General features: G+C 63.2%; 16 protein-coding genes. 4 read left to right on the top strand and 12 right to left on the bottom strand.

Annotation, left to right across the window (positions count from 1 at the left end; genetic code table 11):
- Positions 1–98 precede the first annotated feature (98 nt).
- Positions 99–2309, bottom strand: coding sequence for a glycoside hydrolase family 3 C-terminal domain-containing protein (locus AB4Y31_RS29255; RefSeq protein WP_368677042.1), 2211 nt, complete (start codon positions 2307–2309; stop codon positions 99–101).
- Positions 2310–2714: 405 nt separating this feature from the next.
- On the opposite strand from AB4Y31_RS29255, the gene AB4Y31_RS29250 reads away from it, so the two are divergent.
- From AB4Y31_RS29250 to AB4Y31_RS29235, 4 genes are all read left to right on the top strand, one after another.
- Complete coding sequence (locus AB4Y31_RS29250; protein ID WP_368677041.1) at positions 2715–3335, top strand: LysE family translocator; 621 nt, start codon at positions 2715–2717, stop codon at positions 3333–3335.
- A gap of 307 nt (positions 3336–3642) precedes the next feature.
- Complete coding sequence (locus AB4Y31_RS29245; RefSeq protein ID WP_107148637.1) at positions 3643–3927, top strand: DUF3331 domain-containing protein; 285 nt, start codon at positions 3643–3645, stop codon at positions 3925–3927.
- Positions 3928–4151: 224 nt separating this feature from the next.
- The gene (locus AB4Y31_RS29240; RefSeq protein WP_368677040.1) at positions 4152–4484 is read left to right on the top strand and encodes a DUF4148 domain-containing protein; all 333 of its coding nucleotides are present in this window, start codon (positions 4152–4154) and stop codon (positions 4482–4484) included.
- A gap of 464 nt (positions 4485–4948) precedes the next feature.
- Positions 4949–5149 carry a hypothetical protein gene (locus AB4Y31_RS29235; protein WP_368677039.1) on the top strand — a complete coding sequence of 67 codons (201 nt, stop codon included), beginning with the start codon at positions 4949–4951 and terminating at the stop codon, positions 5147–5149.
- Between the two features lie 6 nt (positions 5150–5155).
- On the opposite strand, the gene AB4Y31_RS29230 is transcribed toward AB4Y31_RS29235, so the two are convergent.
- The 11 genes from AB4Y31_RS29230 to AB4Y31_RS29180 form a co-directional block, all read right to left on the bottom strand.
- Positions 5156–5959: a hypothetical protein gene (locus AB4Y31_RS29230; RefSeq protein WP_368677038.1), complete on the bottom strand. Its 804-nt coding sequence runs from the start codon at positions 5957–5959 to the stop codon at positions 5156–5158.
- A 160-nt stretch (positions 5960–6119) separates the two neighbouring features.
- Positions 6120–6983, bottom strand: a complete 864-nt coding sequence (locus AB4Y31_RS29225) for a glycine betaine ABC transporter substrate-binding protein (RefSeq protein WP_368677037.1) — start codon at positions 6981–6983, stop codon at positions 6120–6122.
- Between the two features lie 145 nt (positions 6984–7128).
- Positions 7129–8295 carry an FAD-binding oxidoreductase gene (locus AB4Y31_RS29220; RefSeq protein ID WP_368677036.1) on the bottom strand — a complete coding sequence of 389 codons (1167 nt, stop codon included), beginning with the start codon at positions 8293–8295 and terminating at the stop codon, positions 7129–7131.
- A 41-nt stretch (positions 8296–8336) separates the two neighbouring features.
- Positions 8337–9578 (bottom strand): SRPBCC family protein, encoded by a 1242-nt coding sequence (locus AB4Y31_RS29215; RefSeq protein WP_026229958.1) that lies wholly within the window; start codon positions 9576–9578, stop codon positions 8337–8339.
- A gap of 71 nt (positions 9579–9649) precedes the next feature.
- Entirely contained in the window at positions 9650–10435 is a 786-nt protein-coding gene (locus tag AB4Y31_RS29210; protein ID WP_368677035.1) for an electron transfer flavoprotein subunit beta/FixA family protein, read from the bottom strand.
- The gene (locus AB4Y31_RS29205) at positions 10432–11628 is read right to left on the bottom strand and encodes an electron transfer flavoprotein subunit alpha/FixB family protein (protein ID WP_368677034.1); all 1197 of its coding nucleotides are present in this window, start codon (positions 11626–11628) and stop codon (positions 10432–10434) included. The genes AB4Y31_RS29210 and AB4Y31_RS29205 overlap by 4 nt, the downstream gene beginning before the upstream one ends.
- A 5-nt stretch (positions 11629–11633) precedes the next feature.
- Complete coding sequence (locus AB4Y31_RS29200) at positions 11634–13544, bottom strand: (Fe-S)-binding protein (protein ID WP_368677033.1); 1911 nt, start codon at positions 13542–13544, stop codon at positions 11634–11636.
- A gap of 2 nt (positions 13545–13546) precedes the next feature.
- On the bottom strand, positions 13547–15610 hold the full coding sequence (locus AB4Y31_RS29195) for an FAD-dependent oxidoreductase (RefSeq protein WP_368677032.1): 2064 nt from the start codon (positions 15608–15610) through the stop codon (positions 13547–13549).
- Between the two features lie 90 nt (positions 15611–15700).
- On the bottom strand, positions 15701–16228 hold the full coding sequence (locus AB4Y31_RS29190) for a DUF5943 domain-containing protein (RefSeq protein ID WP_368677031.1): 528 nt from the start codon (positions 16226–16228) through the stop codon (positions 15701–15703).
- A gap of 47 nt (positions 16229–16275) precedes the next feature.
- Positions 16276–17247 carry a dipeptidase gene (locus tag AB4Y31_RS29185; protein ID WP_107148646.1) on the bottom strand — a complete coding sequence of 324 codons (972 nt, stop codon included), beginning with the start codon at positions 17245–17247 and terminating at the stop codon, positions 16276–16278.
- Positions 17248–17262: 15 nt separating this feature from the next.
- Complete coding sequence (locus tag AB4Y31_RS29180) at positions 17263–18549, bottom strand: serine hydroxymethyltransferase (protein WP_368677030.1); 1287 nt, start codon at positions 18547–18549, stop codon at positions 17263–17265.
- Positions 18550–18561: the final 12 nt, after the last annotated feature.

Genomic DNA, 18561 nt, shown 5'->3' with positions numbered 1-18561 from the left:
TGCCGAAGGCGAAATGGCTGCGCTCCAATGGCGAGCGCCGGCGCAGTAGCCGGCGCTTGCCAATCGCGGGATGTCAATCGCTGCCGCTTATCGATCGTTTATCGGCTCTGCAGGCGGATATCTCGCGACGAGGCGCCCACATAAACCGCGCTGCCGGGCACGTACTTCCATCCGTTGCTCGCCGTATCCCACACACTCTGCATTCGCTCCGGAATCGTGACTCGAACCTCTCTTGCTTCACCCGGTCGTAGATAAACCTTCTGCCAACCGACTAGCCGCTTCGGCGGTTCACCGCTGTAATCGACACCGAGATAGACCTGCGGCACTTCCGCGCCGGCGACACGGCCATCGTTCTTGACGGTGAAACTTGTTGTCAAGGTGTGCCCCAGCCCGGATCTGACCGAAAGATTCGAGTAGCTGAAGTGCGTGTACGAAAGGCCATGACCGAACTCGAATAGCGGCGCGATGTTCTTCGCGTCATACCAGCGGTACCCCATGTCGAGCTTTTCGGAGTAGACGGGATCGGTAGCGAACGTGCCGTCGACGCCCCAGGTCGGCGTATCTTGGTCATGCGCTGGGAACGTGACCGGCAACTTGCCCGAGGGATTGACCTTCCCGAACAGCACGTTCGCGATCGCGCGCCCGCCGCCCTCGCCCGGATACCATGCCTCGACGATCGCGGAGACCTGATCCTTCCACGGCATCAACACGGGATTGCCGCTTTCGACGATCACGATCGTATGCGGATTGGCGCTCGCGACGGCTTCGACCAACTGATCCTGATTCGTCGGATTGGCAAGACCGAGGCTCGACAAGTCTCCGAAATCCTCGCCCGCCGGCTGCGCCACGACGACGATCGCGACGTCGGACTGGCCCGCCAGCGCCGCCGCCTGAGCGATCTCTTGCGGCGTGTACGCCCTGAACGGCGACTGTTGATCGCTGTTGCCCGCAAAGCTCACCTGGGCCGTCGGTGCCAAGGCTTGGATCGCGTTCACGATCGGCACGTCGAGCTTGAGCCACGGGTTCGTCCACCAATTGCAGCCTGTCGACGAACCGAACGTCAAGCCGCCGCATCCGGCGAACGAGCCTGTCACCGGGTCGCGCGTGTTACCCGAGCCTCCGCCCGTGAGCACCGCGGCATCGGCATGGCCGCCAATAACCGCAATGCGCGTGAGCCCCGACGCGGCGAGCGGCAATTGCCCGTTGTCGTTCTTCAGCAGCACGATCGATTGCTCCTCGGCAGCCTGCGCAAATGCATTGGCCTTCGAAAAGTCGATCGGCGCACCGCCGGCAGGCGGATCGTCGAGCACGCCCGTGCGGATCATCACGTACAGCTTGCGCCGCACCATATCGTTGAGCCGTTCCTGCGAGACGGCATGGGTACTAAGCGCGTCTTTGACGAGGGCCGGCGTCAGATAGACGGTTGGACCGACATCCTCTTCCTCGTCGAGGCCCGCATTGATGGCGTTTGCCGTGCTATGCGTCGCGCCCCAATCGGACTGCACCTGCCCCTGAAAGCCCCACTCGTGCTTGAGGATGTCGCTGAGCACGTGCGAGTTCTCGCATGAGTACGTTCCGTTGACACGGTTGTAGCTGCACATGACGCTGCCGGGGCGCGCCACTCTCGCCGCCATCTCGAACGGCAGCAGATAGAGCTCTCGCAGCGTGCGCTCGTCGATTTGGCTGTTTCCGCCCATGCGCCCTGTTTCCTGCTCGTTGCCGACGTAGTGCTTAATCGTCGCAATGACTTTGTGGTCTTGGGTGCCGAACGTCCGCGCCGTCAGGATCTCGCCAGCCAGCACCGGGTCCTCGCCGAGGTATTCGAAGAGTCGGCCGCCGCGCGGCTCGCGCGCGAGATTGGTGCCGCCGCCGAGCCCCATCGCGAATCCTTGTGCGCGCAACTCCTCTGCGATCACGGCACCGAACTGATAAGCGAGCGGACGGTCCCAGCTTGCCGCCAACGCGATCGTGGCCGGGAAGGTCGTGCTCGGCTGCGTGGTGCTGCCAGAGCCCGTTGCCGAATCCACCATGTCGAGGCTCGGAATGCCAAGGCGCGGGACGCCCTGGATGTAACCCGCCCCGCCCCCCGGCACCTGACTCATTTCGTACTCCGAATGAATCATCTGCAGCTTTTCGTCGAGCGTCATCTGCTCGAGCAGTTTCTCCGCGCGCCGGTGGGCGGCGAAATCTGCACCGGGCGATGCCGGCGAATGCGGAAAGGGAAGTCCTGAATTGTCGCTGTCGCCCGCATGGGCGCTAGCGCAGACAGCCGCCAACAGCAACGCTATTGGCCAACGATTGACCTGCATGTGTCTCTCCATGTGCGTTGATCTGGACAGCACCGGATTTCGCTGGCAACGGATTGACCGCCTCGGACGCCAGGCAGGCACCGGCAACCTTGATGCAGGGGATTGCAACTTCGCTGGCGAGGCCTGGACGATCAGCCGACGACTCGAGCCATGTAGCCAAATTTCATATTGTCCTATCTTATGCAAGTAATCCAGCTACATGATCAGTGTTTACCCGTAAGGAACGGTAAGACGCGCAAAAAGGCGGCTGCTCGCGCAAGGGCCATGCCTGGCGCGGTTTCCAGACGGTTTGCCACGCGAGCGGCGCGGCCGTACTGATATTTATGCGATCAACCGTATCGGTACCGTACCGGTCCGAATGGATAGACTGCGGTCATCCCGATCATCGATAACAACGAGCCGCCGATGCCTCCCACTGTTTATGCCGTCCTGCCCGCAGCAATGACATTCGCGCTCGTGATGTCGATCACCCCCGGCCCGAACAACACGATGCTGTTGGCGTCCGGCGTCAACTTCGGCTTTCGCAGGACATTGCCGCATATGGCCGGAATCACTTTCGGCTGCACGGTGATGATGGTGGCGATCGGGCTCGGGCTGGGCCAGCTGTTTGAGCGCGTGCCTGGTCTTTACGCCGCGCTCGAGGCGGCAAGCGTCGCCTACTTGCTTTATCTAGCGTGGAAGATTGCGACGTCGCGCTCGTTGTCGGTCTCGAACGCCAACCAGCGGCCGATGACGTTCCTTCAGGCGGCGGCGTTTCAATGGGTGAACCCCAAGGCCTGGATGATGGCGCTGACGGGCGTGACGGCGTTTCGGCTCAACGACGATCTGCTGATCAATGCAGTCTCGCTTGCGATTGCCTTTGCGATCGTGAATTTGCCGAGCGTCTCCGTCTGGGCGGCGTTCGGCGTCGCAGTCCGGCGACTGCTGTCGAGTTCAGCGGTTTTGCGCGCTTTCAACTGGACAATGGCGGCGTTATTGGTCGCGTCGATCCTGCCGACGCTCAAGCATGGGTTGCAATCGCTGTAACGGCCGGCCCCAGCGGTGGGAGCGTGTCCGAAACACTGTGTTGACGAATTGCAATGATGTGCCCCTGACCGATGCGGGCAACGTCGTCAAGCCGAATTAGCCCTACATGACAACATCGATGGCAACGTTGGACCAGACAATTACGGCGAAATGCGGCGGAATTGAGCAAGATTTGCGAACAATCGGACAAATCGGCCTGCTCTAGACGCCATTGTTGCGAAATGCAAAATTGTGTTTCTCATGATATGGCGATGGTTCTTACCGCTTCGGGCGAATACATTAAGGGGGCTCGTTTCAAGGAACAGAAATGAGGACCAAAAAATCCCCCGCTCCCGATCTTAGCCGCGTCCAGATCCAGATTCTCGAACAGTCTGAAAACACGCTCGTCATTCGCTGGGTAGAACCGGGCCGCTGCCATTACGGTGAGCAGCGCTGGCGCCGTCGCTCGGCCAATGCTTCGGGGACCTGCATCGTTTCACGTCGAGCGATTCGACGTGGAGATGCGGTGTTCCGGCCCGCTGAGCGTCCGGCGCCGGCCAACGCGGCAGCCATGATTTCCGTCGAGGCCTTCGAGGGATTGCCGAAGAAGTAAGCGCACCGTTCCATCGATTGGGTCACCCGCCTCCTTCGTTCGTCGTTCATGCTTTCGATCGGTTGACGGAAACCGACGTCACTTTCTACCGTCGTAACGTTCGGTAAAACGATCCAAATCGAATCCGCCAGATCGTAATTGGGCCTTAAGGTTGCTGCACTATCCTTTTTGTCACCGCTGCTCATCGCCGTGAGCAGTCGCATCAGCGACCTGGAGGCACGATCATGAATATCGCTATTCGAACCGGCATCATTTGCGCAGCGCTTCTCGCACCTGTCGTCACACTTGCGCAGCAGTCGAACGGACCCGCTACGCGTGCACAAGTACGCGACGACCTGCAACGTCTTGAGCAAGCGGGTTACAACCCCGCGACGGGCGAAGACCCGCAATATCCGAACGACATTCAGGCCGCCGAGAGTCGCGCGGCGCAGACCAATACCGGAATCGGCGGCGCGGCGCCCGGTGCAACGCAGTCGGGCAATCAAGCTATGCCGCTGCCGACGGAAAGACCGGCCAGGCCCGCGGCAGAGTGGCCGCAACCGTTGGGCGGTCAGTAGCACATAGCCGAACACTTCCCTCGAGCGGCGAGCCTTACGATCAAAGCACGCAGGCGTGCTCGCCGCTCCGCACTGCGATGGCGAACTCCCAGTGCGCCTGCTCACGACACCCGGCTTTCGCTGCATCTCGTTCGTATCTCTCCCTGTTGCCTGTCGTCTTTTCGATTGCAGCTGTCTTCGAGTGACGCAGTCAATGCTAGGCCGCGATACGTCCGGCAGGTGAAACGGTAATGTCGATGATGTAACGGCTCGTAACGCCAGCCCTTTGCGCTAACAACCTATAACAATACGGAGGGCGTTTCTCGACCGGTCCACGCTATGCTGGCTCGGCATGCACCGACAGATGAAGCGGCTCGTCGCAACGCTTGCATCGGGTGCGCAGTGTGATGTGCTCGAGCGCCTGTTATGCCTTGCGACCGACTAGAACCAGGACTGCTCCACAGTCCGGCGACGGAACCCCGAATATGAAACTTGATTCCGCCACCTTCCGGCAACTGCGCCGCCTTGCTCCGATCCTCGACGACGTGCTCAACGCGAATGAGATCGAGCACGCCGATCAGGCCGTGAATCTCGAGGCGCTCGCAACGCTTTGCTCGCAACTCTTCGACGCTTATCGCTGCCTGCATCCGCAAGAGATCGAGCGAGCGCAGCTCGAATCGCCCTAGCGACGATCATTCGGACGAGGCCGAAGCGACGCGCTTCGTGTCGTCACGCGTGAAATGCTGGATCGCGACGACGACGGCCATCGCGGCCAGAATGGCCAGCGATGCGGAAATGCGATCGAGCGAGAGCCCGCCTTCGGCATGCGGCTTCGTGAGCGTATCGCCCAACGTTGCGCCGAGTGGTCGCGTCAGCACGTACGCGGCCCAAAAGAGCACGGCGGTCGGGATACGCTTCGAGAGCCTCCATGTCAGCGCGACGATCACGAGCAATCCCCCGAACACGAGCGCGCCTCGCTCGAAACCGAGCCCGAGGCTCGTCGCCGTGAAGTCGCCCAGCGCGGTACCCAGCGTGTTCGACACGAGAATCGTGACCCAATAGAACACTTCATCGCGAGGGCGCAGAATATGCTGGTATTCGATTCGCCCAGCCGTCAGGCGCCAGACCGCGAGGATCGCGAGCACCGCCACGAGCAGAATCGCCGAAGACAGGACATAGCCAAAACCCGCTGTCCGATCGAAGAAATCCGACGTCGTGGTACCGACCGTCGTCGTGGCGATGACGACCGCCCAGTAGATAGCCGGATGGTATTGCTTGGCGCGAATCTGCAAGCCAAGCGTGACGACGAAAAACGCAAGAAAAACGAGCGTCGCGGTGGCATAGCCAAGCTTCAGCGTCATCGACAACGCATCGCCGCCGGTCTCGCCGACCGTGGTGGCCAGGATCTTGACGAGCCAGAATACGGCCGTCGCCTGAGGGACCTTACTAGCCCACTCCTGTGCCTCTTGAGCAACTATCGATGTCTGTTCGGCCATTGGTGTTCTCCTTTGAAATTGCAGGTAGACGTTGACACCCGCTATTTTGCCGAATCGACATTAAGGCTTCCTTATCTCCTCTGATGCAAAAAGGGAGGCGCGCCCCAATTCGGTGCGCACCTCCCATGGGCCGTCCGACCGGCCGCGTTCCGGCGCAGCGCTATTTCGCGTCGGCAAGCCAGCCATTGACCTCGTCGCCATGCGCCGCGATCCACTTGCTCGCGGCCGCGTCCGGCTTCGCGCCGTTTTCCGTCTCCAGCATCACGCTCTCGATCTGCCCAGGCTGCCATTGGAACTTCTTGAGGAATGCCACGACCGCGGGGGCCTTCTTCTCGAGCTCGGGATTGATCACGTTGTCGACGTGCTCCGATTCGCCGAAGATCTTCTTGGGATCGTCGAGGAACTTGAGTTTCCACTTCGCGAGCATCCAGTGCGGCGCCCAGCCGGTGACGACGATGGGCTTGTTCGCGTGCATGTCGCGCGCGAGCTCGGCCGTCATCGCGCTACCCGAACTCGGCATGAGCTGGTAGTCGAGCTTGTAGGCCTTGATCGCATCGGCCGTCTTCATCATGACGCCCGCGCCCGCATCGATGCCGACGATACGTCCGCCGAACTCATCCTTTTCCGACTCGAGGTCCGCAATCGTCGTCGCCTTGACGTTGGCGGGCACGACGAGACCGATCTTGGCATTCGTGAAGTTCGCGCCAAGATCGACGACTTTGTCCTTGTATTGGGACATGTACGCGCCATGCGTGGCAGGCAGCCACGCGGAAAGCGTCGCATCGAGGTCGCCGCGCGCGACGCCGCCCCACATCACGCCCGCCGCCACGGGCACGAGCTTGACCGGATAGCCCAGGCGCTTCTCGATGATCTGGCCGGCCACGTTCGACGTCGCCACGCTGTCGTCCCAGCCTTCGACGTAGCCGATCTTGATCGTCGGTTTCGTATCGGCCGCAACGGGTAATGCGCTCACGAGCGCCGCGCCGGCGGCAAGGGTGAGCATCAATTTCTGCATCAGTTTCATAATCAGGTCTCCTAACGATACTGGAGTGTCTACATTGAGCGGCCAATAATTTTGAAAGAGTTCGCTTTGCGACACGCGCTTGCCTGTAAACGACTTGTGCGATGCGCGCAAAGGAAAGCTGTCTGACCGGGCGGGCTTTGCGTTGCTATTTCTCGATGACAAGGTCGGTGAGCGGCTTGCTGCAGCACAGCAGGACCATGCCTTGGTCGATCTCACGTTGGCGGATGCCGCCGTTGTGCTTCATGTCGACCTGTCCCGACACGAGCTTCACCTTGCACGTGCCGCACATACCCTGCGTGCACGAGGCCGGCAGGCGCAGGCCGGCTTGGCGCGCCGCGTCGAGCACGTGCTGGTCGGCCGCGCACTCGATGTCGCGCCGGCTCTTCGCGAACGAGACGGCATAGCGCTCGGCTGACGTGGCCCCGGTGTTCGTCTCCTCCGGTTGCGCCGGCGACGACTGCGGTGGCGAGATGGCATCGCCCGCAACGGGCTCCGGCGGTGCGCCGAACGTGAAACTCTCTTCGTGATAATGCGCGTTGTCGAAACCCGCTTCGGCCAGCATATCGCGCACGGCCTTCATGTACGGTGCTGGTCCGCACGTGAATACCTCGCGCTCCATGAAGTCGGGCGCAACGAGCTTCAGCAGCGCCAGGTTCAGGAACCCGGTCACGCCATGCCAGTTCGTTCGTTGTCCTATCCGTTCACAGACGAACGACGTGCGAAACCGTTGTTGGTTGGCAGCGATCAGGTCGAGCTCACGCGCGAAGATGATGTCGTCCGGCGTTCTCGCGCTGTGGACGAACACGATATCGCGGTCCTCGCCGAGCTCGTGAAACGCCCGGCTCATCGACATCAGCGGTGTAATCCCGGAGCCCGCGGAGAGGAACAGATACTTGCCGGCGGGGCGCCGCGCGCAGGTGAACTCGCCCGCGGGCCCGAGCATCCGGACGGTATCGCCGGGGCGCAGATTGTCGTGCAGCCAGTTCGATACCTTGCCGCCTGGCACGCGCTTGACCGTGATCGAAATCGTGTGCGGGCGCGTCGGCGCGGACGAGATCGTATAGCACCGGTTGATCGTCTCGCCCTCGATGTCGAGCTCGAGCGTAACGAACTGTCCTGGCTCGAACGCGAACGAGCGCCCTTCCCGCGACATGAAGAAAAAGCTCTTCACATCGTGCGTCTCCTGCCGGACCTGGCAGCAGACGAGCGTCTCCTCGGCGTCGCTCGTCCAGCGCTCGCCAAGCCGGCTCCAGAACGCGGGCCGCGTGAGCCGGCTCTCTCCGGGCTCCAGGGTTTGCGCGTCTCGCATCATCGAAGTTACCTCTTGATTACCGTTGCCGTTACCGATGGCCGTCATACGCCGATATGAGCGCCGAGCCGCCTGATGTACCAATCGCAGAACTTTTCGACGAGCCCTTCGGTAAAGGGCGAATAGGGTCCCGGCTCATAAGCGCTGCTGCCGATGCCACGCTGCGAGAATTCGACGAGCGTACGGTCCTGATCGTTCGTCGCGTTCCAGACGGCGGTCAGGTTCTCCACGTCGTAGTCGACGCCCTCCACCGCATCCTTGTGCACGAGCCACTTCGTGCGGACAAGCGTTTTGCCGGCCGACAACGGAATCACCGAGAACGCCACGATGTGATCGCTCATGAAGTGATTCCACGAGTTCGGCTGCGTCCAGAACGAGAGTCCGCCGAGGTCCGCCCGCTTGAACTCGCCGAGCAGCTTTTTCGAGGCAACCTTTGCATCGAGCGTCTGCGATTCGCCGCCGCGATCGAGCGGCAGGCGCTGCGTCCGAAAACCGGTCACGTCCGAAAGACGTTCGACCTCGACGGACGGAAGGCTCATCGCTTCCCATTCCGCGGCGCGTTCGACGCAGGCGCGCTCGAAGGCGGCCATCCCCTCCGCGTTCGACGGGGACGGCTGGTAGCCGAAGCCATACTCGTAGAGCGAGATCGTCAGCTCGGGGTGGTTCGCGACGCAGTGGTAGCACTCACGATTGTTCTCCATCGTGAGCTTCCAGTTACCCTCCTCGACGATATCGACCTGCGCCGCCACTTTGCAATTGGGCAGGTCGTGCGGAAGCAGATACGGCTCCATCGCGGCACGCATCACGTCGAAATCGGCCGGCGGCTCGTCCGCGAGGCAGATGAAGATGAGTCCGGCGAGGTTTTGCAGGTGCACGGGCTTGAGGCTGTGCTTGCAGCGATCGAACTTCTCGCCCATATGCTCGGCGAACATCAACGCGCCGGTCAGGTTGTAGGTCCAGCTGTGGTAAGGGCACACGATGTTGCCGACGGTGCCCTTCTCCTCGTTGCAAAGGCGCGCCCCGCGATGGCGGCAGACGTTGTGGAACGCGCGAATCGCCATGTCGTCATCGCGCACGATGAGCACGGATTCGCCCGCCACTTCGATCGTCACGTAGTCGCCGGGCTCGGGAATGTCCGGCTCGACGGCCACCTGGATCCAGTGCTTGCGGAAGATCGCATCGATGTCGAGCGCGAAGATCTCCTCGCTCGAATAGAAGGGCGCCTCGAGGCTGTAGCCCTCTTTGCGCCGCTCGACAAGTTGGCGAATGTCTGCGGATACGTTCATTTCTGCTCCGACCTCGTAACGTCCCTGGTTCAAATTCGAGTGCTCGACGTGCCGGCCCTCGGGCCGCGGCATCAGTAGTCCACGAGTCGATGCTCGCGCAAATAGTCGAGGATGACTTGCGCTTTTTCGACCGAAGTTCCTTCAATTACGACGTTTCCGCCGCGGCTCTCGGTTGTCGTGGCCATCAGCATCCGGGCGTGACCCGAGCGCTTCTCCGCCGCCACGAGTTTCATCGGCTTGCGTTGCGCGGGCGCGACGCGCCATTCGGCGGCCTCGATATCGCGGCGCACCGGCTTGGCCTCGGGGACGATGGCGCCGTCGGGTATTCGCGCATAGGCGTAGCGAGGCTGCGCGCTCGCCTGCGGGTGCACGGCGACGACCGCCGGCAACGCGGCCTGGACACGGCGGCGCACGCCCTTCGGCATGAACTGCGTAACCGTTGCGCGCTCGCCTTCGATCGCGATTTCGAGCGCCGAATCGATCAACGCGTAGCCGAGTTCCGCCGCGAGGCGATAGGGGAGCATCCCCGAATCGTAGGCGCCTTCCGCGCGCGTGCCGGTGAGAACGAGCGATGTTCCACGCAGGCGTCTTGCCAGCGCTTCAGACGCATCGTCGCCCTCGCGGCACTCGAGCACTTCGATGCGCTCGGCGCCGAGCGCCAGATAGTCTTGAAGCGCCGGGTCGGCCGCGTCGCCCGCGTGCAACACGTCGAGTGCGGCGTCGTGCGCGCGCGCGAGCCGCCGTCCGATTTCGAGCGCGAGCGCGTCGTTGCGGCTGTAGCACGACGCTGCGCTGACGCGATGTTTCCCGACCGAAACAAGTACCGCGATTCGTCCGAGCCTTGCAGTTGCGCTCATGCCGCGACTCCTTCCGTCAGTTTCTTCCTACCGTGTGCGGGCGGTTCGCCCCCGGACACGCCCGCCGCACGGGCGGAGGACACCGCTTCGGTCAGCGCCGCGATCGTCTCTCGCGCATCGCCGACGATCGTCAAGTTCGCGCGCTTCGCGATCGGCGCGCTCGCGTCGAGGTTGACCGCTATGACATGGCGGCAATCCTTGATCCCTTGCAGGTGCTGAACGGCGCCCGAAATGCCGAAGGCGATATAGACGCTCGCATTGACGGTCTTGCCGGTCGCGCCAACTTGCTTGTCGCGCGTGAAATGCCCGTTGTCGACGGCGACGCGGCTCGCGCCGATTGCCGCGCCGAGCGTGCGCGCCAAGCCCTCGAACGCGGCGATATCGGTGACGCCGTTGCCGGCCGAGATGATGAAATCTGCTTCCTCGAGCGCGACGTCGGCGGCATCGAGCTGACTCGTGCCGAGATCTCCATACGGCCTCGAATCGATCCGCCCGTCGGCAGCACCGGCTTCCTTCGCGTCCGACACATCGATCGATTCGCCCGCGCCCGTGAACGGCAGCTTGGCCGATACAGCATCAGGCGCGAGAAGGATGACATCGGGCCATGCCCGCGTCGCGTATTTCCTGCCCGCGTCGACGTAGGTGCCGACATGCTCGGCGTCGATCTCGACAACGTGGGTTGCGATGCTCGCGCGCTTGAGCGCCGCGTACCGCCGGCCCAGATCGCCATCGCCGGTCGCGTTGTCGGGCATGAGGATATGCGCCGGCTTCCATTGGGCAACGCAACGATCAAGTGCTTCGAGCTCACGATCGGGCGCGAACGCCGGGCGCCCGAGCGAGCGGAACTCGATGAGCTTGTCCGCGCCGAGCTCCGCGGCGTCGTCGTTCAGCTCGCCGAAAACCACGAGGACGACTTCGGTGCGCGCGTCGGCGACGATCGCCGCCGCGGCGATGGCCTGCCGTGCCGGCTCATCGAGCGCGCCGCGATCGCTATGGGCCGCGACGAGCAAGACGCGCTCCGGATTGACGATGGCACGGCGCGGCTTCGCGTTCGCCTCCCCATGGATCGGCAGCGGCAGCACGCCGTCGACCGCTGCCCCCGCGACGAATTCCTCGCCGAGCGTGATCCGCTTGAGTCCCGAGCGGGTGACCGTGAAGGGCCTGCGCGGGTCGATTCGCTTGATCGTATTCATCGCGCTTACTCCAGTGCGGCCGCCACGAGCTCGGCGACATCGAGTACTTCAGGCCTCGGCCCGACGACGCCTTCGAGCATCGCGGTACAGTTCGGGCAGCCGACCGCGACGACTTCGGCACCGATCGCCCGCGCATCGGCCATGCGGATATCGGGAATCCGCGCTTTGCCCGGGATGTCGGTCAACGGCGCGCCGCCACCGCCGCCGCAGCAGCGCCCGCGCATGCCGTGGCGCTCCATTTCGACGACCTTGATGCCGATCGACTTCAACGCGCGCCGCGGCGCTTCCGTTTCGCCGTTGTAGCGGCCCAGGTAGCAAGGATCGTGATAGGTGATGCGCTTATCCGACAGCGCGGCGGATGCCTTCGCCGAAAGCTTGCCTTTCTCGACGAGTTCAGCGATGAGTGAAGTATGGTGCTGCACGGTGTATTGCCTGCCGAGCGCGCGATATTCGTTGCGCAAGCTGTGCATCACGTGGGGATCGGCCGTCACGATCCGCTTGAAGGTCAGCGTGTCGAGCGTCGAGATCAGACGCTTCGCCATGCGCTGGAACGTCGCTTCGTCGCCGAGACGCCGCGCCACGTCACCCGTATCTGTCTCGCGGCCGCCCAGCACCGCATAGTCGACGCCCGCCTCGTTGAGGATCTTGACGAGCGCTCGCAGCGTGCGCTGATAACGCATATCGAACGCGCCTTCGCCGGCAACGACGAGGATTTCTACCGTCTGCCCAGGCGCGGCGACACGCGCGTTCAGGTCGACCGCCCAGTCATAGCGCGCCGCAATGTCGTAGCCACCCGCGCTGCCCGTCTCGCGCAGGTTCGCGAGCACTTCGGGCGCTTTGCCAGGCAAGTCGCCCTCCGTCAGCGTGCGGTTGCGGCGCATATCGACGATCGCATCGACGTGCTCGATCAGCATCGGGCACTCCTGCACGCAAGCGCGGCAAGTCGTGCACGACCAGAGCGTATCGGCTTCGATCAACGCCGAGACGATTGGCAGATCCGGCTTGCCGCCGTGCTTGCCGAGCGGAATGCCGGGGCTCGGGCTGCCGGCGTATTGGGCATCGGTGCCGCCGACCATCCCGGTCACGAGGTCCTGGATGAGCTTCTTGGGGTTCAGCGGTTGGCCCGCGGCGAACGCGGGGCAGGCCGCCTCGCACTTGCCGCATTGCACGCAAGCGTCGAAGCTCAGCAACTGATTCCAGCGGAACGTAGCCGGCGTCGCGACACCGTATTCGTGCGCCTGCAAATCGGGCGTCTTCAGTGCCGTCGGCGGGAACGCCTCGGCATCGCCCGCGCCGAAACGCTCACGCCGCGGATGGAAGGCGAGATGCATCAGGCCCGCCAACGCGTGCTTCATCGGGCCGCCCCGCGCCGCACCGAACGTCATGGCAAATGCGCCCGTCGCGATCAGCAGAGCGATGACGACGGCGAGCGCGCCCGACGTTGCCGCTGCCGGCAACAACGTCAGCAGCGCCAGGCCGATGGCGAACGAGCCGAGCAACCAGGGAAGCGTATTCCACGGGCCACGCGAGAGCCTCGCGGGAATCGCGCTCGCATCGCGCCGGCGGCGCCAGACGAATACGACGCCGACGAGCATCGCCAGTGCGGCGATGGCGATCAGCCGATCGAGCCACGGCGAATAGATTGCCAGCCCATAGTTGACGAAGACGAGCGCCAGCGCGGCGATTGCGCCACCGGCCGTCGCCACGTGCGTGCGGGCGATATACGGATCACGCGCGACGACATGGTGAAGGTCGACGAAATATCGCTTCGGGATCCTCAACAAGTCGGTCCAGCCGTACATGCCGGCCGGCGTGGCGCGTCCGAGACGCCAGTACGACGCGCGGCGCGCGAGTGCGTAAGCGAGGCCTGCCATCGACAGCCAGAGCAGCCCCGTGATCATGAACGCCGGGCTCATGATTAGAAGTCCTTACAAAGACGAAGCGAGTCGTAGATCGCGCCGTGGATGTTGTGCATCGAGATGCAATCGCCGACGCGGAAGAGCAGGAAGCGGCCGTTGCCGAGCGTTTCGGCAAGGCACGGCTGCGGTTCGGCCGCGAACAGCTTGTGAACATCGACCTGGCCGCGATTCAACGATTCCGCCTTGAGCTTCCAGTAGAGCGCGTCGTTCGGCGTCGAGCCGTTCTCGATCACGACCTGATCGACGGCGCGCTCCTCCAGTTCTTCCGTATACTCGTTGCGCAGCACCGCGATCTTCTTGCCGTCTTCCTCGTACACGCGGTCGAGCCAGTAGTTCGGTGTATGGATCACGCCTTGCGCATAGAGGCGCCGGTAGAAGATCGGGAAGGTCGTACCGCCGCAGTCGTCCGCCACCTTCACGTCGGGCGTCACGATCTCGACCTTGGAGCCGCGGCTCGCGATGTAGTCGGCTACGCCCGCGCCCGCGTGGGTGCTGACGCCGTCGTAGACGAGCACGTTCTGCTTGAGTTCGACGCGGCCCGACAGCACGTCCCATGAGCTGACCGCGAGCCCGTCGGCGACACCCCATGCGGGCACCTGATCGGAGAATGCACGGCCGCCGGTGGCGAGCACGATGATGTCCGGCTTCTCGGCCATGATCGTCTTGTCGTCGGCTTCCACGCCGAGACGCCGATCGACGCCAAGGCGTTTCGTTTCCATATCGAACCAGCGCACGATGCCCGCCATTTGCTCGCGCTGCGGTGCCTTCGAGGCGAGCATGATCTGCCCCCCGACTTCCGTGCTCTTTTCGAAGAGGACGACGTCGTGCCCACGCGAACGCGCGACGCGCGCCGCTTCGAGGCCCGCGGGGCCTGCGCCGACGACGACGACTTTGCGCTTCGGCCCGCGCGATTTCTCGATGACGTGCGGCATCGTCGCCTCGCGCGAAGTCGCGGCGTTTTGCACGCAGAGCACGTCGAGCCCGTTGTACTGGCGGTCGATGCAATAGTTGGCGCCGACGCACTGCTTGATTTCGTCTTCGCGGCCGTCGCGGATCTTGATGACCATGTGCGGATCGGCGATCTGCGCGCGCGTCATGCCGACGAGGTCGATCATGCCGCTGGCGAGCAGCCGCTCGGCCTGCCCCGCATCGCGGATGCTCTGCGCATGCATCACCGGAACTTTGACGACGGACTTGATGCCCGCCGCCAGATGCACGAACGGCTCGGGCGGCAGTGCCATCGGGGGCATGCAGTTCGCGAGCGTGTTGTGCGTGTCGGCGCCGGAACCGATGACGCCGAGGTAATCGATGAGTCCCGTTTCGGACATCGCTTGCGCGATCTCCTTCAACTGATCGTGATCCAGACCGTCTTCATGGAACTCGTCGCCGCACATGCGCAAGCCCACGACGAAGTTCTTGCCGACAGCCTCGCGCACCGCCTGCAGCACCTCGACGCCGAACCGCAGCCGGTTTTGCAGACTGCCGCCCCACTCGTCCGTGCGGAAATTCGTGCGCGGGCTCCAGAACTGATCGATCAGATGCTGGTGCGCGGCCGAGATCTCGATACCGTCCATGCCGGCTTGCTGCACGCGCTTGGCCGCCGCGGCGAAGTCGCCGATGATGCGGCGGATCTCCTCGACCTCGATGATCTTCGCGTTGCCGCGGTGCACGGGCTCGCGGACGCCCGACGGCGACATCAGGTGGGGCCAATGCTCGCCATGAAATGCGGAGCGGCGGCCCATGTGCGTCGCCTGGATCATGATCTTCGCGCCGTGACGATGCATGGCTTCGGCGAGGCGCGATAGCGGATCGATGATCTTGTCGGTCGAGAGATTGACCGATTTCCACCAGCCCTGCGGGCTATCGATCGAGACGGGGCTCGAGCCGCCGCACACCGCGAGGCCTACGCCGCCCTTCGCCTTTTCCTCGTAGTAGCGGATATAACGATCGCCGGGCAGCCCGCCCGGCTCCGCATAGACCTCCGCGTGCGCCGTGCTCACGATACGGTTGCGCAGCGTGAGCGTGTTTAACGTCAGCGGCTTGAACAGATTGGGGTAGCGCATCTCGATCGACCTCTAATGCAATTTCCAGGCGCCGTGTCGTGGCGCTCTACGCGCTTTACAGCTGGCTTTACAGCTAATCCCGCGCTCGGCTCAGGCGAGCGGCGAGACCTCGAACACGCAATGATCGTGGCCCTCGGCCGCGCATTGCGTTTCCTTCGATTGCGAACGCGGCCCGCGTGCGCCGGCGCTCGTATCGTTGACCCAGTCCATGGCGCCCGCGAACCAACCGGCGAACATGTAGCAAAGCTTGCCGCGCTTGTCGGGTTGCGCGAGCACGAACGAAGAGTGCCGCAACTCGATTCGTGCATGGGCGCGCGACGGATCGGCCTCGATGATCTTGAAGAGCCCCCATCCGCGTTGTGACAGGCGCTTCAGGTAATGCTCGAAGACTGCCATGCCCGCGAGGCCATGCTGCTTCGCTTCCTTGTCGCACCAGTGATAGGCCGATTTGTAGCCCGCGCGATAGAGGATTTCCGCATAGGTCTCGCGGCCCAGCGCCTCCTCGACGGCAACGTGGTTGTTCGTGAAGAAATGACGCGGCACGTAAAGCATCGGCAGCGCGTCGGTAGTCCAGACGCCCGTCTCGGGATCGACGTCGATCGGCAGTTGCGGTTGCATGAAGTGGCCTTGTTTAAGAAACGAATCGGGAAACTTGCGATGCGGCGTCAGGCGCCCCACACTTCGCGGAAGACGCGGACCCAGTTCTCGCCCATGATCTTGCGGATGCGCCCCTCGCTCCAACCCGCGCGCTCCATCGCGGCGGTCAGGTTCGGGAACTCGCCGATCGTGCGAATGCCTTCAGGGTTGACGACCTTGCCGAAGTTCGTGAGGCGCCGATAGCGGCCCTTGTCGTGCGTGAGCCAGTCGAAGAAATCGACGCTATAGCCCTGCGTGAAGTCGGTGCCGATACCGACTGCGTCCTCGCCGACCACGTTGACGACGTAATCGATCGCCTCGATGTAATCGTCGATCGTCGCGTCGATGCCGCGCTTCAAGAACGGGGCGAACATCGTCACGCCGACGAAACCGCCCGCATCCGCGATCTCCTTCAGCTGAGCATCGCTCTTGTTGCGCGGATGCTCCTTGAGCCCGGATGGCAGACAGTGCGAATAGCAGACGGGCTTCTTTGAGAATGCGATGGCCTCGGACGACGTATTGCCGCCGACGTGCGACAGATCGACCATGATCCCGACGCGGTTCATCTCGGTGATGACTTCGCGCCCGAAGTCCGAAAGCCCGCCGTCACGCTCGTAGCAGCCGGTGCCGACGAGGTTCTGCGTGTTGTAGCAAAGCTGTACGACGCGAACGCCCATATCCGCGAACGCCTCGATGTAACCGAGGTTGTCCTCGAATGCATGGGCATTCTGAAAACCGAGGATGATGCCGGTCTTGTTCTCTCGCTTGGCTCGCGCGATGTCGTCCGTCGTGCGCACGAGCGTCAGGATTTCGCTGTGCGCGCGGATCTGTTGCTTCATCTGCGCAATGTTGTCGACCGTCTTCGCGAAGCTCTCCCAGACGGACACGGTGCAGTTCGCGGCTGTGATACCGCCTTTGCGCATGTCCTCGAAGACGGACTGATCGAACTTCGAGATGTTGAGGCCGTCGATGATGATGCTGTTCTCGTGCAGAGTGGACATCGCTTGCTCCGGTGCTTAGGCGCGTGAGGGATAGATCGGGAAACGCTCGCAAAGCGCGAATATCTCGCGGCGCACGCGCTGCTCCGTTTCGGCATGGCCGTCCGGGTGATGCGTGAGCGCATCGAGTACCTCGAGAATGAGGCGGCCGATCTGGCTGAACTCCGCCACGCCGAATCCGCGCGAAGTACCGGCCGGCGTGCCGAGGCGAACGCCCGATGTCACGGTCGGCTTTTCCGTGTCGAACGGAATGCCGTTCTTGTTGCAGGTGATGCCGGCCCGCTCGAGCGCGACTTCGACTTGCGTGCCCTTCAGTCCCTTGGGACGCAAGTCGACGAGCAACAGGTGATTGTCGGTGCCGCCCGTGACGAGATCGACGCCACCCTCGCGCAAGACGGCGCCGAGCGCCTGTGCGTTTGCGAGCACGCTGTCGATGTACTGCTTGAAACTCGGCTCGAGCGCCTCGCCGAACGCGACGGCCTTGCCGGCGATCACGTGCATCAGCGGGCCGCCTTGCAGGCCGGGGAATACAGCCGAGTTGATCTTCTTCGCGATGTCTTCGTCGTTCGTCAGCACGAACCCGCCGCGAGGGCCGCGCAGCGTCTTGTGCGTGGTGGATGTCACGACGTGGGCATGCTCGATCGGATTCGGATGACGGCCGGCCGCGATCACGCCCGCGATGTGGGCCATGTCGACCATCAGCTTCGCGCCGACGCTATCCGCGATGGCGCGAAAGCGCGCGAAGTCGAGTACGCGCGGGTAGGCCGAGAAGCCGGCGATGATGAGGCTCGGCTTGTGCTCGCGGGCGAGCTCCTCGATTCTGTCGTAGTCGATGCGCATCGTCTCGCGATCGACGCCGTATTGGACGGCGTTGAACCATTTGCCCGACAACGCGGGCTTCGCGCCGTGCGTGAGGTGGCCGCCCGCATCGAGCGACATGCCGAGAATCGTATCGCCGGGCTTCGCGAGCGCGAGCATGACGGAGCCGTTCGCCTGCGCGCCGGAATGAGGCTGCACATTCGCATAGCCGGCGTTGAAGAGCTTCTTGACGCGCTCGATCGCGAGCGCTTCGACTTCGTCGACGAACTCGCAGCCGCCGTAGTAGCGTTTGCCCGGATAGCCTTCGGCGTATTTGTTGGTCAGTACGGAGCCTTGCGCTTCGAGCACCGCATGAGAAACGATATTCTCGGAAGCGATCAGCTCGACCTGCGATTGCTGGCGCTCCAGTTCCTTCAGGATGGCGCCGCGGACGCGCGCGTCGCGCTCGGCGAGAGTCTGCGTGAAAAACGACTGTGTGTTCGACATGACGTTTCCGTA

Origin of the sequence: Trinickia sp. EG282A (assembly GCF_040965455.1) — a bacterium.
In the GTDB taxonomy this organism is placed as follows: Bacteria; Pseudomonadota; Gammaproteobacteria; order Burkholderiales; family Burkholderiaceae; genus Trinickia; species Trinickia symbiotica.
Note: the sequence above shows the minus strand (reverse complement) of the source record. Positions and strands in the feature narration are given on the sequence as shown.